Raw genomic sequence first — 15205 nt, forward strand, 5'->3', positions numbered from 1 at the left:
CGTGACCAGGCTCCCCGCTTCGGGCCGGGCGGTTCCCCGAAGTTCCGTACGCCTACACCGGGTTCGGGCATTCCTGTGCCCGAACCCGGCCGATCAGAGACGGAGACACGGTGACCACCATCGACACCAAGGCCATCACGGTCGAGCTGCCCGAGGCGTTCGACGAGCGCTGGAGCCGCTTGCCCGGCATCCAGGTCGACGGCCGGCGCATCACCATCGACCCGGCCGAGTACTTCTTCCGCTTCGAGTCCAGCTCCTGGCTCGTCGCCGACTGGGAGCTGGTCAAGTCCCAGCTCCTGGAGGTGCAGGAGAGCACTGAGAGCGCCGTCGAGCAGCTCGCACTGGACTTCATCAAGGCCCACGCCGAGTCCACCTCGGACGCTGCCCACGTGCTGTCCACCGCCCACGCGGTGTACAGGTACCTCTTCCGCGACGAGCACCTCGCTGGCCTCGGCCTGCCGCAGATCACCGCCGAGCATCTGCGGATGCTGCGCGAGGCGGCCACGCTGATGGCGCTGAACAAGGTGGAGCTGGACGGGCACATCTCCAACGTCGGCCCGTGCTGGTTCTTCCCCGCCGCCACCTCCGTCGTCTTCGACCTGAGCGACGAGATGGGCGGCATGCTCGACGAGGTCTACCACGGCGGCTGGTTCAACGAGCACCGCCGCATCGAGTCCATCAAGGCCCACGCCGCCCTCGGGGGCCGACTTGTGCACGGCTGCCAGTCCGTGCCGGACCAGACCGGTGGCGTCGTCGCGCCCTACGGTGCCTCGATGGCCGCCTTCCGTGACGACCTCGCGGCCTTCAAGGCCGGATGGATCGAGCAGGTCTACGCCCACCGCGTGAGCCCAGCCGCGTAACACCGCACACCAGGCTCCGGGGCGGGCCGGCACCCCTCGCCCACCCTGGACGCCCTCAACCTCCTTGGAGCCATCACGTGACCGCGAACCCCAGCGCCGAACTCCTCGACAACCTGCTCACCATGGTCGGCCGCACCACCGCCGGGCGCGAGGAGGTGCGCGTGTGGTCCATGTCCGGTGTCGAGCGCCTGACCTTCCCCGACGCCACCACCGCGATCTTCAAGTACGCGAAGCGGCCCTTCGACAGCGAGGATCAAGCTCTCCGTCTGGCGCGCACGCTCGGCGTTCCCGTCCCGCAGGTCCACGCCTCCGCGGTCCTGGACGGCTGGCTCGGCATGCTCATGGAGGACCTCGACCCCGCCGTCCGCGACGCCGACGACCTCGACGGCACCGCCGCGGCCGTGGTCCTGCACGGCACCCGTACTGCACCCGCCCTGCCCGTCCTCGACCAGGCCCGCCTCCGTACGCTGCCGGACCGCGCCCTGGAGCACCTCGCCCAACTCCGCAAGGCCGACCGGTGGCAGGAGGCGGACGACGTCGAGGACGCGCTCGATCGGATCGCCCAGGCCGCCGAGACACGCTCGGCCGGTGCCACAGTGGCTCCATTCGGCTGGGTGCACTCCGAGTTCCACCCCACCAGCCTCCACATCGGCCGACACGGCTGGCGGCTGCTGGACTTCGCCCGCGCCTTCACCGGCCCCGGCCTGCTCGACCTCGCCAGCTGGCACGGCACTGTCGACGCCCCCGACCCCGTACGCCTGCGGGTCTTCCTGGAGCAGTACGTCACCGCCGGCGGCACCCCCGACGCCCTCACCCAGCGTGGCGGGCTCACCGCCGAGAATTGGGCCCTGGGCTGGCATCGCATGTGGGCCGTCGAGTGGTTCATGGAGCAGTCGATCCGCTGGATCAACGACCCAGCCACCGACCCCGCCTACATCAAGGCCGTACGCCGCCACCTCACCGACGTCCTCCACTTCCTGGGGGTCTAGGTGCTCGCCCACGCTTCCCCCTGGTACGTCCACGCCCTACAACGCACCACGGCAAACCCTGCCGAGCCACTCTCGGTCCCCGCGCGGATGGAGTGGACCACGCGGCCGGGCACCGGGCCCGGCGCCGAGACTCTCGGCCCGGACCTGCGGCGCAAGCGGCTGCTGGAACTCGGCTGCGGCCCCGGCCACAACGCCGCCCACCTCGCCACCCGCTACGGTGCCCAGGTCACCGGCGTCGACCTCGTCGGCCTGCAGGTCCGTCGAGCCCGCTCGCACTACGGCCGGTTGAACAGCCTCACCTTCGTGGCGGGCCACGCTCTGTACTACCTGCAAGCCTCAGACGAGCAATTCGACGCGGTTTACTCCGTCTTCGGCGCCATCGGGCTCGTCGCCCCCGAACTCCTACTCCCGGCCATCGCCCAGCACCTCAAGCCCGGCCGCACTCTCGCCTTCTCCGTTCCTCACCCGCAACGCGGCGGCCTCCGCCCGGCCACCGACGACCGGCCGCGCCGCGACTACGTCACCCTCCCCGACCGCACCCGACTGCCCCTCGCCCGCTGGGACTTCGACGCCGACCGCTGGGAGAAACACCTCGACCGCGCTGGCCTCTGGCTGACCTCGGCCAAGGAGTTCCACGACGCCCGCCACGGAGGCTGTTGGCCCACCACCCTGCTGATCACCGCGCGCAAACTCTGACCCTCACCCCGGCTCCCCTGGGAGAATCCGATGCGCCCGCCCTACCTGCTCCTCGACATCGACGGCGTCCTCATACCTTTCCCCGACGCGGAGGGCTCGACCCCAGCCACCCACGCCCGCCACGACGTCGTCCCCACTGGCCGCAGCGCCGACGCCCCGGTCACCATCTGGCTCAACCCCGCCCATGGCCCCATGCTCATGGAAGTGATCCGTACCGGCATGGTCACGCCGGTCTGGTGCACCAGTTGGCGCCAGGACGCCGCCACTCTGATCGGACCGCTCCTCGGTCTCCCACCCCTGCCGCACGTCGATCTCCCGCGCCCCAAGATCACAACAAGCCACCCCAACGGCTACCTGTGGAAACGCGACTACGTCGACGCGTGGCTGGCTGACGCCCCCGCTGTGTGGATTGACGACGACTTCACTGACCTCGACCACTCCTGGGCCGCGGAGCGCACCGCCCGTGGCGCGGTGACCCTGCTGGTACAGCCTGATCCCCGTGCCGGGCTGCAGGCTGAACACCTGGCCGAAGCCCGAGCGTGGTCCGGGCGGCTACTCGCCGTGCGGACTGGTGCACCCGCTGCTCCAAGCGGAACCGAAGCAGCCTGACGCGGAGCCGTGGCAGAACAGTCGATGCCCCCGCCGCGCGGTATGGCGAGGGCATCCGACCGGGTTCAGCGGTGCCGACCACGTTCTTCGGGCGCCATGTTCACTGGTGTGGCCGGAGGATGTGGAGCGGCGGACATGGACGTCGTGCCGCTGATGGTGCTTTTCCTACGTGCTGCCTGAGCGCGCCTGTCCGGTTGAGCGGTGATGCGCCAGTTGAGGACCTCGGCGGGATGCTCGGCACTGTCGAGTTCCCTCCGGGCGCCGACCTCGGACAGGAGGCGGCGGGGGTTGTGGCCGGCGGTCTCGGCGCGGGCGAGGGTCGTGGTCAGGGCTGGCCATGCGGGATCGGAGAGGACGCGGTCGGCGTGGTCGGGGAGGACTGCGCGCAGGTCCTGCTCGAAGCGGTTGGCTGTTGTGGCACGTGGTGCGCGATGGGCGAGATCCGCCAAGACTGGCTGGGCGGCCTGCTGGTAACCGGCCTGCAGGTGGCGGAAGGCTTCTTCGGCCGCGGCGGCCTGCTGCTCGTGACCGCGCTGCTCATGCCACTTGGCGGCGGCGCGCGCCACGTGGAGCGCGGCGAAGATCAGGGCGATGGCGAGTCCGCCCGGATTGTGTGAGGCGTAGGCGAGTTCCTTGGCGGCTTCCCGCAGGGCGGTAGCGGCCTGGTGGTCGGCCCGGATCGCCGAGCGGCGGGCGCGGTTGAACGCCCGTGCCGCGGCCTGCAGTTCGGCCCGATGCCCGCCGTTGGCGGTGAGGGCCAGGTTGTGAAGGGTGTCGCCGAAGGCATCCAGGTACCCCTGGGCCACGGTGTCGTCTCCCGAGTCGAGGACGGCGTGGGCGTCGCGGATGGCGGTTTCGGCGCGGTGCCACCGTTCGGCCGGGTCCGCCATCTGCTGGGGGCGGTCGGCCAGGGGCTGGGTGGGGAGGCGTTCACACAGGCGGTTGTAGGACAAGTCGGGGGCGAGGCTTGAGCCCCCGAACCAGATGGGCTCGTCCTTGCTGGTGTCGCCGGGCGCGGCCAGGCTGTAGCCGGTCACCTCGCCGGTCTCGGGGCCGATGCGCGGCTTGACCTGGATGCCGAGGGAGCGCAGCACGGTGAAGTATTCGTCGATGCTGCGTACGGCGGCGGCGACCGCGTACGCCTGCGCGCGCAGCCACTCCCGCGCGGTCTCCTCCCGGCCCTGGCGTTCCGCCTTCGCCCGCTCGGCGCCGGTCGGGGTACGCGGGGCAGTGTGGTCACCGGACTTCAGGCGGCGCAGCCCGAACTCGGCCTCGATCTTGCGGCATTCCAGCTGTGCCCGCCAGCCGTCCCGGTTCGTACGAGGGCGGCGGCCGTCGGCTCGGACGGTGGTGGCCATGATGTGGATGTGGTCGTCGGCATGCCGGACCGCGATCCAGCGGCACGCCTTGTCGTCTCCCTCGGGGGCGATGCCCGTGGCGGCTACGACGCGGCGGGCAACCTCGGCCCACTCAGCGTCGGTGAGGTAGCGGTCGCCGGGCGCGGTGCGCACCGGGCAGTGCCACACATGCTGCGGTGGCTGCTTTCCGCCGAGTTCCCGGGTGCGGAGGTCGACGTGGTGGTCCAGGCGCCGGGCGAGCTGGGTGTAGGTGGCGGTGGGGTCGCGGCCGGGGTCGGGGGCGCCGGCCATGTCCCAGGCAGCCACGATGTGGGGGTCCGTGTGCTCGTCGCGCCTCCCCTTGCCGAAGAGGTAGTTGATCAGGCCGAGGGTGCTGGAGCCGGTGGAGACGTCAGGCACCATGACCGGTTCCTTCCGCCAAGAGCCGGTCCATGAGTGCGTAACTGGCCTGGGCGGCCTGCTCAATGCGGTCGAGGACGGCCTCGGCACGCTCGGGTATCGCGCCGGAGTGGATGGCTGTCGTGACCTGGTTGAGGTTGGTGCCGATCCGGTTCAGCGCCTTGGTGTGCGCTTCGATGGCTTCCACAAGCGGGCGGATGGGGTCGTCCTCTGGGCTGCCGACCATGCCCGCCTTGCCGAGCGCGACGGCGAGGGCGGCGTCGCCGACGAAGCCGGCGAACTTCTGGTGGCGCCGCCTGGCCTCGGCATCGATGAGGCGGACCGCGGTCGGGGTAAAGCGGATCTTCTTTTCCTGGTCGCGTTTCTCGATAGTGCGCTTGCGGTTCATCCGCGCGGGCAGTGCGGGGGCGTCGGGCTCACGCCACGAGGGCTGCTCAACGGCCGCGGGCGCTTGACGGGCAGACGTCTCGGCGAGTGGGGTGTTGGAGCCGGCGACGGGCTGCTCGGTGCTGTCGGCGGGAGACGCGGTGCGGGGCTCGGGCATCCCCTCCTCAGGCTCGGGCGCCCGCTGGCGCCCGGCCCCCTCTCCCGCCGCCACCCCAGGGGCGGAGGCAAGCGCGGACGAAGCCCCGTTAGGGGCTCGTTCGCTCCAGCTTGCTGCTGTTCGTCGGTCCCGGCTGAACCAACCCCAGCGGCGGGACGAAGAGGGGTTCGTGTCGTTCTCGGTGTGCATGGTGGGTGCTCCGAAGGAGAGGGGGATCGGGCTGTGTCACGTCCGTCGCATCCGTCGCATGCCTGGTCAACGCAGGTACGGAGACGCGGGCAGGTACGGAGAAATCCGTCCCGGCGACAGAGTCCGTCCCCGCGCTGACCTGCGCGGGGACGGATGCGACGGAGTGATACGGACCCCGGTGGGATCAGAGAGCGCGCTTCGGTCCGGCGGGGCCACCGGGCGGGCCGACAGGCAGCGTCCCCGCCGGGGCGGCGGGCGGCCTGCCCTGCGGCATGCGGGCGGGGGCGGCGCCGCGTTCGGGCTCGGGTGCCGCCTCGACGAGGTCAGGGCAGTTGCGGGCCCAGGCGTCCAGGAACCGGTTGCGCATGTATGCCTTGGCCTGCCTGCCCTTGTCGAACCGGTAGTTGGCCGGGCTGATGTTGAAGTCCCGCAGCAGGTTGCTCAGGTGGTACGCGTTCAGCCCTTTGGTGCCGTACTCCGCCCACGGGGCCTCAGCGTCCTGGAGCAGCGAGGCGACCAGATCCTGAGTGGCCAGGGCCTCGGGGTTGTCCGCCTGCGCGAAGATGCGGTGGATGTCGCGCAGGAGCCGCGTCTTGAGGCTGCTCTGCTCGTCCTGGGCCGCCTCGTGGCGGGTCATGGCCAAGCAGGCGGCACGAGCCTGGGCGGGCCACTGGCCGCCTGCCAGGTCGGCGATGATGACCAGCGGCTCCCAGGTGTCCGCCGCCCGGTCTTCCACCGGCATCTGCGGCACCATTCGGGCAGCCTGCCCGCGCAGGGGACCCAGCCAGGCGGTCAGCCGGTCACGCAGCGCGTTGAGTTCCGGCACCGAATACCGGGAGCGGAACGGGGTGACCTTTTCGCCCGGCTTGCGCTTCTGCATCCGCAGAACGACCGCCCGATCCATGACCGTGTCCGGCAAGTCGCCGATACCCGCGATGGCAGCCATGGCGAAGGTAGGGAACGGGGTCGGTTTGTGATCCGGACCGGAGATTCGCCAGGCGGGCCGGTTGCGCTGGTGCCCGGCATTCAGCAGGCCGCGCAGGATCTCACTGTCACCGGTCGCCTTGGGGCCGAAGATGGTGTCCGCCTCGTCCACCAGCAGAGTAGGCGGGTTCTTGCCGATGATCCGGAAGATGACCGCCGGGGAGGTGTTCACCGTCATCATCGGCTGGTGCACTGTCTCGTGGAGTACATCCAGAACCCGGGACTTGCCGCACCCCTTCGTAGGGCTCACCACCGCCAGACGCGGAGCATGCTGCAGAGCCGTCTGGATGTGCGTGGCCGCCACCCACAAGGTGACAGTGGTCAGCGCCTCCTCGCTGGGCAGTACCACGTACTTGCCGATCGCTGCCCGCAACTCGTCCAGCAGCGCGACCCCCTCAGCGGCTACCTGAGCACCGGCGCCTTCATGGCCGCCGGCGCGTGTCCCGCCATCGGTGGCTGCGCTCTCTTGTTGCTCGGCCCGCTCCACGGGGACGTCGGTCCCCGGCGACAGGTGACGGCCGCTGTCCCGGTCCCCGCTGCGGTCCCCTGGTGCAACTCCAGAGTCTTGGGGACCGGTCCCCGTTGGCGCGCCGATGCCGCTGACCTGCACGTCTCCAACGGAATTGGGTATGGGGACCGTGGTTCGCGCCGACAGGGGACCGGATGTATCGCGGGGACGGTCCCCTGATACCGCATCAGCAGAATGCTCGTCCCCGCGGCGTCCGGGGACGCCTTGACCGGGGACCGCGACCTCGGGCCAGTTGACCTCGGGGACCGTGTTCGGGTTGGTGGGGGACGTAGAGTCCTCCATAGACGTTCCTCTCAGACGAGGGGCAGGACGGGCAAGGTCCAGCCCCTCGTCGGCTTGTTCGTTCAGGGATGGGCTGTGTGCGGGGGACTCTCCGGCCTTCGGCGTTGGCGCGCCGAGGGCCGTTTCCGTGTCCCGGGCCTCCGGCGGCTCAGGAGGCCAGACCCCACTCGTCTCGGCCCTCGATCAGATCCCGCTCGTAGCGCAGCAGCTCGGCCTCGGGGTACAGCACCCGCTTGCCGATCTTGATGCCGCGCGGGCCCTTCTCGATCTGGCGCCAGTAGCGGACAGTGCTCTCCGCTGTGCGGTAGCGCTCGGCGACCTCGGCGGTGGTCAGGTATCGCATGCATTCCCAATCGACTAGGCGGCAATCCGTTCTGCATAGGTTGTACTCGACGATCGCCGGTTAACCAAATCGGCAAGGATATGTTTCAATTGGGATAGTGATGGTCATGATGGAGGTCCGATGACAGGCGATAAGGCCGACGGCGGTGAGGTGCCGCTGCTCTATAGCGAGGGCAACATCGCCGCACGGGTGGCACTGGAGCGCGAGGTCAGAGGGTGGAGCACGATCGAGCTGGCAGACCGGGTGTCCAAGGCCGGCGTCAAGATGAACCAGACCGCCGTCTGGCGCATTGAGAACGGCACGCCACGCCGCCGTATCAACGTCGACGAAGCCCTCGCCTTCGCCCGCGTCTTCGAGCTGCCCCTCGAAGAGCTGATGTCCCCGCCGTTGGAAGGGCTGGACCTCGACAGCAGACGGCTCGTCCAGGAAGCCGTCGAGGCGTACTACGAGACACGCGACGCCGAGGACCGCCTGCACCGCGCCGTCATCGGTATCGCCGACTACATCCAGGCCCACCCCGACAGCTCACGGGCCATCCACGAACAGTGCCTTCGCCTCATGGGCGACGAGCGCGACGCCCGCACCCTCACCGAGCACATCGAGGGCGGCGGCTACCACCGATAACCAACCCGAGGGAGAAGCCACTTGGCGAACATTCAGAAGCGCCCCAATGGCAAATGGCGGGCCCGCTACCGAGACCTCGACGGCAAGGAGCACGCCCGCCACTTCGACCGCAAGATCGACGCTCAGCGCTGGCTGGACGAGGTCACGGCCAGCATCGTGACCGGCCAATACGTGGACCCGCGCGCCGGACGGATCACCTTCGAGAAGTACGCGAAGAAGTGGGAGGAGTCACTCATCGCCAGCGAGGCGGGGGAGCGCATCACCGACAACGCGCTCCGACTCCATCTCGTCCCGGCACTGGGCTCCCGCGCCATGGCGGCGATACGCCGCAACGACCTCCAGGTGCTCTTCAAGAGCCTGTCCGAGCTGCTCGGCCCCGGCAGCGTGCGCAACGTCTACGACGTCCTCGTGCGCCTCATGACCGCGGCCGTCGAGGACAAGGTCATCGCCTCCAGCCCGTGCCGCCGGATCACCCTTCCGCCCATGCCGGACGAGGAGGTCACCCCGCCCACGGTTGCGCAGGTCGAGGCCATGGCCCGCGTGATGCCGCCGTACATCCGCGCGGCGATCGTCACCCTTGCCGGATCAGGCTTGCGAATAGGCGAGTTGCTCGGCCTCAAGGTCTCGGACGTCGACTTCAAGGCCGGCACCCTCCGGGTAGAGCGGCAGCGCCTCCAGTCCGGGAAGATCGGCCCGCCGAAGACCGCCAAGTCCCGGCGTACCGTCCCGGTCGGTGAGGTGGCCACAGACGCCCTCCTCGCGCACCTCGCCGCACGCCCCTCCAAGGAGTGGCTGTTCACGATGGAGGAGGGTGAGCCTCTCAACTACCGCCGCTGGAAGACGGAGTGGAACTGCGCCCGCAGGACGCTTCAAGCAGCGGAGAACGAGGCGGCCGAGCGCGAGGGCCGCAAGCCCGTCGAGCTGCCGCACATGGTGACCCACGACCTGCGCCACTTCTACGCCTCCGCCCTCATCGCCGGCGGCGCGAGCGTCAAGCAGGTCCAGCTGGTTCTCGGCCACGCGTCCGCAGTCATCACGCTGCGGATCTACGCCCACCTGTGGCCGGGCGAAGAAGACCGCACCCGGACCGTCATGGACGCCGTTCTCGGCGGCCTGCGGACCGGGTGCGGACTGGGAGACGCTGCAACCATAGAAATCGCAGGTCAGAAGGCATGATTAAAGATCAAGCCTTCTTCGTCTCCCAGAAGATCTTGTCGATCTGGGCGATGTAGTCCAGGGCCTTCTGGCCCGTCGCCGGGTCGGAGGAGGCCTTGGCGGCGGAGAGGGACTTGACCGCCTCGTTGACCAGGGTGTGCAGCTCCGGGTAGCTCTCGAAGTGCGGCGGCTTGAAGTAGTCGCTCCAGAGCACGTCCAGGTGGTGCTTGGCGAGCTCGGCGCGCTGCTCCTTGATCACCGTGGCACGGATCTGGAAGTGCGGGTCGTCGTTGGCGGCCATCTTCTCCTGGATGGCCTTCACCGACTCCGCCTCGATGCGGGCCTGAGCGGGGTCGTACACACCGCAGGGCAGGTCGCAGTGGGCGCTGACCTTGACCTTGGGGGCAAACAGGCGGGAAAGCATGGAGCGTTCCTTCCTCGTGATCGTCTTCTCAGGTGGGACATTACTCCCTGAGGGACTGGTTTTCCCGAGTGCCCCCCAGGGCTTAGGACAAAAGTCCGGGGTCAGACTGGGACTGTGGAGGAACGGACCGGGGAGGTGCCGGGGATGCCGGAGCTGTCGCAGGAGACCGAGCGGGGCCGGGCGCTGCCGCCCTTCGGGATCGCCGAGGTCACGGGTCCCTCCATGGTGCCCACGCTGCGTCACGGGGACCGGCTGCTGCTGCGGTACGGCACTCCGGTCAGGCCGGGGGAGATCGTCGTCCTGCGTCACCCGTTCCAGCAGGATCTGCTGGTCGTCAAGCGCGCGGTCGAGCGCCGCGAGGGCGGCTGGTGGGTGCTCGGCGACAACCCGTACGCCGGTGGGGACAGCACCGACTACGGCGTCGTGCCCGAGGAGTTGATCCTCGGGCGGGCGTGGCTGCGCTACCGCCCGCCGGCCGGCCGGCGCTCGCCGCTGGCGCTGCTGCGCTGGGCGTTCTCGGCGGCCAGGCCGTTGCCGTCGGACCGGTCGGCGGCCAGGCGCTTGCGGGCGCGGTAGGCGGCGACGTTGGCGCGGGTCGCGCAGCGGTCGGAGCAGTAGCGCCGGGAGCGGTTGGTGGAGGTGTCCAGGTAGGCGTTGCGGCAGGGGGCGGCCTGGCACAGGCCCAGCCGGTCGACGCCGTACTCGGTCAGGTGGAAGGCCAGGCCCATCGCGGCGATGGCCGCGTACCCGGCGGTCGCGTTCGACGGGTGGTCGGCCAGGTGCATGTGCCACAGCGGGCGGCCGTCGTCGTCGCGGTGGTCGTGGCCCGAGATCTGCGGGCTGACCGGGAACTCCAGCAGCAGGGAGTTGAGCAGGTCCACGGCCAGCGTCTCGTCACCCGCGTCGGCCGCCTCGAACACCGAGCGCAGCCTGCCGCGCACCGAACGGAATCGTGTGACATCGGCGTCGGCGGCGCGGCGGGCCGCCGACGCGTTGGCGCCGAAGAGGTCGCGCACCGCCTCGACCGAGGTCAGGGAGTCCTTGCCCTGGCCCGGCTCCTCGCTGTTGACGAGTCGCACGGCGTAATCCGAGTAATGGGCGAGTTCCACTTGTAGTCCTTACGGAGGCGCTCTATGGTCGTGTCCGCGGCCGGGTAACAGCCGATCGCGCTTCCAGGGTATTACGCATGCGGGGAAAGGGACGGGAAATCGTGACCACCACGGGTACGGGAACGAACTGGACCGCCTGGCAGGAGAGCTGGGACCGGCAGCAGGAGTGGTACCTCCCCGACCGCGAGGAGCGGTTCCGGGTCATGCTCGACATGGTCGAGGCGCTCGTCGGCACCGCCCCGCGCGTGCTCGACCTCGCCTGCGGCACCGGCAGCATCACCGCGCGGCTGCTCGCCCGCTTCCCCGGGGCGACCAGCACCGGCGTCGACCTCGACCCGGCGCTGCTGGCCATCGCGCGCGGCACCTTCGAGGGCGACGACCGGGTCACCCTCGTGGAGGCCGACCTCAAGAGCCCCGACTGGCCGGCGGCCCTGCCGCACGGGAGTTACGACGCCGTCCTCACGGCGACCGCGCTGCACTGGCTGCACAGCGGCGCCCTCGCCACGCTCTACGGACAGCTCGCCCCGCTGGTGCGGGAGGGCGGGGTCTTCATGAACGCCGACCACATGCCCGACGAGTCCACGCCCCGGATCAACGCGGCCGAGCACGCGCAGCGTCACGCCGGCATGGAGCGGGCCAAGCGCGACGGCGTGCTGGACTGGTCCGAGTGGTGGCGGCTCGCCGCCCAGGACCCGGTCCTCGCCGGACCCACCGCCCGCCGCTACGAGATCTACGGCGAGCACGCGGACGGCGACACCCCCTCCGCCGCCTGGCATGCGGCGGCCCTGCGCGAGAAGGGGTTCGCGGAGGTCCGGCCGGTGTGGTGCTCGCCCTCGGACACCCTGCTGCTCGCCCTGAAGTGACAACGCGCGAGGGGCGGTACGGGGCTGAACCCGTACCGCCCCTCGCGGGTCGCGGCTTACAGCACCTTCGACAGGAACGACTTGGTGCGGTCGTGCTGGGGGTCGGTCAGGACGTCGCGCGGGTGGCCGAACTCGACGACCACGCCGCCGTCCATGAAGACCAGGCTGTCCCCGACCTCACGGGCGAAGCCCATCTCGTGGGTGACGACGACCATCGTCATGCCCGACTCGGCCAGGTCGCGCATGACGTCCAGGACGTCACCCACCAGCTCCGGGTCGAGCGCCGACGTCGGCTCGTCGAACAGCATCAGCTTGGGCTCCATGGCGAGCGCCCGCGCGATCGCCACCCGCTGCTGCTGGCCGCCGGAGAGCTGGGAGGGGTAGTTGCCCGCCTTGTCGGCGAGGCCCACCCGCTCCAGCAGCTCCATCGCCTGCTCCTGCGCCGCCCGCCGGGAGACGCCCTTGACCTGCACGGGCGCCTCGGCGATGTTCTCCGCGGCCGTCATGTGCGGGAAGAGGTTGAAGCGCTGGAAGACCATGCCGATGTCCCGGCGCTTCAGCGCGACCTCGCTGTCGCGCAGCTCGTACAGCTTGTCGCCCTTCTGGCGGTAGCCGACCAGCTCGCCGTCGACGTAGAGGCGTCCGGCGTTGACCTTCTCCAGGTGGTTGATGCACCTGAGGAACGTCGACTTGCCCGAGCCGGAGGGGCCGATGAGGCAGAACACCTCGCCCGGCTTCACCTCCAGGTCGATGCCCTTGAGGACCTCCACCGAGCCGAAGGACTTGTGCACGCCCTCGGACTTCACCATCGGCACGATCGCCTTCGGCGGAGTGTCCGTCTTGCTCAGCTTGTCGGTCATGCCGCGCCTCCCTTCGGACGGCCCAGGGAGAACATGTTCGCCTTCACCTTCTGCCACGGGGTGGCAGGCAGCTGGCGGCTGGAGCCTCGGGCGTAGTACCGCTCGATGTAGTACTGGCCCACGCTCAGGATCGAGGTCATGATCAGGTACCAGGCGGCGGCGAGGAAGTACATCTCCACCGGTGCGCCCGAGTTCTGGCCGATGTCCTGGGCGTAGCGGAAGAGTTCGGGATACTGGACGGCCGCCACGAGCGAGGTCGTCTTCAGCATGTTGATCACTTCGTTGCCCGTGGGCGGCACGATCACGCGCATCGCCTGCGGGATGACGACCCGGCGCAGCGTCTTGGCGTGGCTCATGCCCAGCGCGTGCGACGCCTCGGTCTGCCCCTCGTCGACCGCGAGCAGGCCGGCCCGGCAGATCTCCGCCATGTAGGCGGCCTCGTTGAGGCCGAGGCCCAGCAGCGCCGTGAGCAGCGGCGTCATGAAGTCCGACCAGTAGTTCTTGTAGATCGGGCCCAGGTTGATGTACTCGAAGACGAGACCCAGGTTGAACCACAGGAACAGCTGCACCAGCACCGGGGTGCCGCGGAAGAACCAGATGTAGAACCAGGAGATCGACGAGGTCACCGGGTTCTTCGACAGCCGCATCACCGCGAGGACGATGCCGCCCACGATGCCGATCACCATCGACAGGACCGTCAGCAGCAGCGTCTTGCCGACGCCGGTCAGGATGCGGTCGTCGAAGAAGTAGTCGGGGACCGCCTGCCAGTTGATCTTGCCCTGGCTGAAGGCGTACACGATCGCCGCGAGCAGGGCGATGGCGACGACGGCGGACACGTAGCGTCCGTAGTGCTTGACCGGGATGGCCCTGATGGCCTCCGGCACGGCCGGGGCAGCGCCCTTGTCCCCGGCCGTCTTCTCGATGTCAGTCACAGGTATTGCCTCTCGGTGGCCGCTGAGGTTCCGCGGATCACTTGCCGCCGTTGACCGCGGCTTCCTTGACGGCGCCGTCCTGCGCGCCCCACGTCTTGAGGATCTTGGCGTACTCGCCGTTCTTGATGATCGCGTCCAGCGCGGCCTTGAGGGCGTCGCGCAGCTGCGTGTCCTTCTTGGCGACCGCGATGCCGTACGGCGCCGCCTCGACCTGGTCGCCCACGACCTCGAAGTCCTTGCCGCCGCCGGAGGTCTTCACCGCGTAGGCGGCGACCGGGAAGTCGGAGGAGGCCGCGTCCACACCACCGGAGCGCAGCCGGGTCTGGGACTGCTGGTCGTCGTCGAACGGCTCGATGTGGATCTTCTTGCCGGCCGCGCACTTCTTGTTCTCCTGCTTGGCCAGGTCCTCGGAGACCGTGCCGCGCTGGACCGCGAGCTTCTTGCCGCACAGGTCCGACCAGTCGGTGATGCCCTTGGTGTCGCCCTTGCGCGTGTAGATGGAGACGCCGGCCGTCAGGTAGTCGACGAAGTCGACGCCCTCGCCGACCTTCTTGCCGGTGTCGGGGTCGACACCCTCCTGCCGGTTCTTGTTGTCCGTCATCGCGGACATGGCCATGTTGAAGCGGCCGGAGCGCAGACCGGTCAGCAGGCCGTCGAACGTGCCTTCCTTGAAGGTGAACTTGACGCCGAGCTGGTCGCCCAGGGCGGTGGCGATGTCCGGGTCGATGCCGACGACCTTGCCCGAGGAGTCCTTGAACTCGACCGGGGCGTAGTGGATGTCGGAGCCGACCAGGATCTCGCCCTTGTCCCGGATGTCGGCGGGGAGCAGCTTGGCGAGCGGGGCGTCGCTGGAGGTGCTGCCGGCGTCCTTGCTCTTGGTCTGGTCACCGCAGCCGGTGAGGAGCAGGGAGCCCGCGACCGCGATCGCACCGACCGCTGCGATCCGGGACCGTGCGGTCGTACGACGGGTGGAGCTTGCGGTCATCGTGGTTCCTCCGGCGGATGGGAAGAGAAGACGTACCGATGGGTCGACGAGAACACACACCTTCGGGTGTCGCGACCTCGTGGGTTTACGGCATCTTGCCATTCGGACTGGGCCATTCAGGGGCGTCACAATGTCAAAATCGGATAACGGGTGATCGAGAACCGCATCAGGTCGGTACATCAGCGCTCTATTCATGCCGGATGATCTGCGGAAATACGCTGTTCACACCGGAAGATCCGCACGGGGTCTCATCATGCGGACGGCTGCTGTGCGGTGTTTCGGGGGATTCGCGAGGCGCTTGAGGTTCTCCTGAGGCACCCTCCGAGGTGCCCGCGGGATGCCCGCGAGGTGTCAGCGAGGGGCTCCCGGGGCACCCCTGGCGCGCTCCCGGCATTCCGGGGCGACATGTGACCTAGCGCCTAATGGACTCGTGGTCCGTCCCTCCGTCCGGTATGAAGGTTCTTTACACCC

The 15205-nt window shown here is 69.3% G+C and carries 17 protein-coding genes; 8 read left to right on the plus strand and 9 right to left on the minus strand.

Annotation, left to right across the window (positions count from 1 at the left end):
- Positions 1–110: 110 nt before the first annotated feature.
- The 4 genes from ABZ898_RS01360 (at position 111) to ABZ898_RS01375 (ending at position 3154) form a co-directional block, all read left to right on the plus strand.
- Entirely contained in the window at positions 111–860 is a 750-nt protein-coding gene (locus ABZ898_RS01360) for a hypothetical protein (RefSeq protein WP_361651590.1), read from the plus strand.
- Positions 861–937: 77 nt separating this feature from the next.
- On the plus strand, positions 938–1849 hold the full coding sequence (locus ABZ898_RS01365; RefSeq protein WP_361651592.1) for an aminoglycoside phosphotransferase family protein: 912 nt from the start codon (positions 938–940) through the stop codon (positions 1847–1849).
- Positions 1850–2545, plus strand: a complete 696-nt coding sequence (locus ABZ898_RS01370) for a class I SAM-dependent methyltransferase (RefSeq protein ID WP_361651594.1) — start codon at positions 1850–1852, stop codon at positions 2543–2545.
- A gap of 30 nt (positions 2546–2575) precedes the next feature.
- Positions 2576–3154, plus strand: coding sequence for an HAD domain-containing protein (locus ABZ898_RS01375; protein ID WP_361651595.1), 579 nt, complete (start codon positions 2576–2578; stop codon positions 3152–3154).
- A 65-nt stretch (positions 3155–3219) separates the two neighbouring features.
- Here the strand turns inward: ABZ898_RS01375 and ABZ898_RS01380 are convergent, their stop codons facing one another.
- The 4 genes from ABZ898_RS01380 to ABZ898_RS01395 all read right to left on the minus strand — a co-directional run bounded on the left by ABZ898_RS01380 (position 3220) and on the right by ABZ898_RS01395 (position 7782).
- A complete protein-coding gene (locus ABZ898_RS01380; RefSeq protein WP_361651597.1) occupies positions 3220–4914 on the minus strand; it encodes a mobilization protein in 1695 nt (564 codons plus the stop codon).
- Complete coding sequence (locus ABZ898_RS01385) at positions 4904–5455, minus strand: hypothetical protein (protein ID WP_361651599.1); 552 nt, start codon at positions 5453–5455, stop codon at positions 4904–4906. The genes ABZ898_RS01380 and ABZ898_RS01385 overlap by 11 nt, the downstream gene beginning before the upstream one ends.
- 373 nt (positions 5456–5828) lie before the next feature.
- On the minus strand, positions 5829–7013 hold the full coding sequence (locus ABZ898_RS01390; protein ID WP_361652259.1) for a DUF3631 domain-containing protein: 1185 nt from the start codon (positions 7011–7013) through the stop codon (positions 5829–5831).
- 574 nt (positions 7014–7587) lie between these two features.
- Positions 7588–7782 carry a helix-turn-helix domain-containing protein gene (locus tag ABZ898_RS01395; protein ID WP_361651601.1) on the minus strand — a complete coding sequence of 65 codons (195 nt, stop codon included), beginning with the start codon at positions 7780–7782 and terminating at the stop codon, positions 7588–7590.
- Between the two features lie 120 nt (positions 7783–7902).
- Between ABZ898_RS01395 and ABZ898_RS01400 the strand changes: the two genes are divergently transcribed.
- Both ABZ898_RS01400 and ABZ898_RS01405 read left to right on the plus strand, forming a co-directional pair.
- On the plus strand, positions 7903–8406 hold the full coding sequence (locus ABZ898_RS01400; protein WP_265292550.1) for a helix-turn-helix transcriptional regulator: 504 nt from the start codon (positions 7903–7905) through the stop codon (positions 8404–8406).
- A gap of 21 nt (positions 8407–8427) precedes the next feature.
- A complete protein-coding gene (locus ABZ898_RS01405) occupies positions 8428–9582 on the plus strand; it encodes a site-specific integrase (protein ID WP_361651603.1) in 1155 nt (384 codons plus the stop codon).
- A 7-nt stretch (positions 9583–9589) separates the two neighbouring features.
- Here ABZ898_RS01405 and sodN read toward each other — a convergent pair whose 3' ends face one another.
- Complete coding sequence (gene sodN, locus ABZ898_RS01410; protein WP_217463124.1) at positions 9590–9985, minus strand: superoxide dismutase, Ni; 396 nt, start codon at positions 9983–9985, stop codon at positions 9590–9592.
- Between the two features lie 144 nt (positions 9986–10129).
- Between sodN and sodX the strand changes: the two genes are divergently transcribed.
- Positions 10130–10561 (plus strand): nickel-type superoxide dismutase maturation protease, encoded by a 432-nt coding sequence (sodX, locus tag ABZ898_RS01415; RefSeq protein WP_361652261.1) that lies wholly within the window; start codon positions 10130–10132, stop codon positions 10559–10561.
- Here the strand turns inward: sodX and ABZ898_RS01420 are convergent.
- Positions 10447–11094 (minus strand): CGNR zinc finger domain-containing protein, encoded by a 648-nt coding sequence (locus ABZ898_RS01420; protein WP_361651605.1) that lies wholly within the window; start codon positions 11092–11094, stop codon positions 10447–10449. The two genes, sodX and ABZ898_RS01420, sit on opposite strands and share 115 nt — an antisense overlap.
- Positions 11095–11171: 77 nt before the next feature.
- Between ABZ898_RS01420 and ABZ898_RS01425 the strand changes: the two genes are divergently transcribed.
- Positions 11172–11957 carry a class I SAM-dependent methyltransferase gene (locus ABZ898_RS01425; protein WP_361651607.1) on the plus strand — a complete coding sequence of 262 codons (786 nt, stop codon included), beginning with the start codon at positions 11172–11174 and terminating at the stop codon, positions 11955–11957.
- 56 nt (positions 11958–12013) lie between these two features.
- On the opposite strand, the gene ABZ898_RS01430 is transcribed toward ABZ898_RS01425, so the two are convergent.
- From ABZ898_RS01430 to ABZ898_RS01440, 3 genes are read right to left on the minus strand one after another with little or no spacing between them, the layout of a single operon-like run.
- Positions 12014–12775, minus strand: coding sequence for an amino acid ABC transporter ATP-binding protein (locus ABZ898_RS01430; RefSeq protein ID WP_361652263.1), 762 nt, complete (start codon positions 12773–12775; stop codon positions 12014–12016).
- A gap of 38 nt (positions 12776–12813) precedes the next feature.
- Positions 12814–13749, minus strand: a complete 936-nt coding sequence (locus ABZ898_RS01435) for an amino acid ABC transporter permease (protein ID WP_361651608.1) — start codon at positions 13747–13749, stop codon at positions 12814–12816.
- A gap of 37 nt (positions 13750–13786) precedes the next feature.
- Positions 13787–14734: an ABC transporter substrate-binding protein gene (locus ABZ898_RS01440; protein WP_361651609.1), complete on the minus strand. Its 948-nt coding sequence runs from the start codon at positions 14732–14734 to the stop codon at positions 13787–13789.
- Positions 14735–15205: the final 471 nt, after the last annotated feature.

The organism is Streptomyces sp. NPDC046860, from assembly GCF_040645115.1.
Taxonomy (GTDB): Bacteria; Actinomycetota; Actinomycetes; order Streptomycetales; family Streptomycetaceae; genus Streptomyces.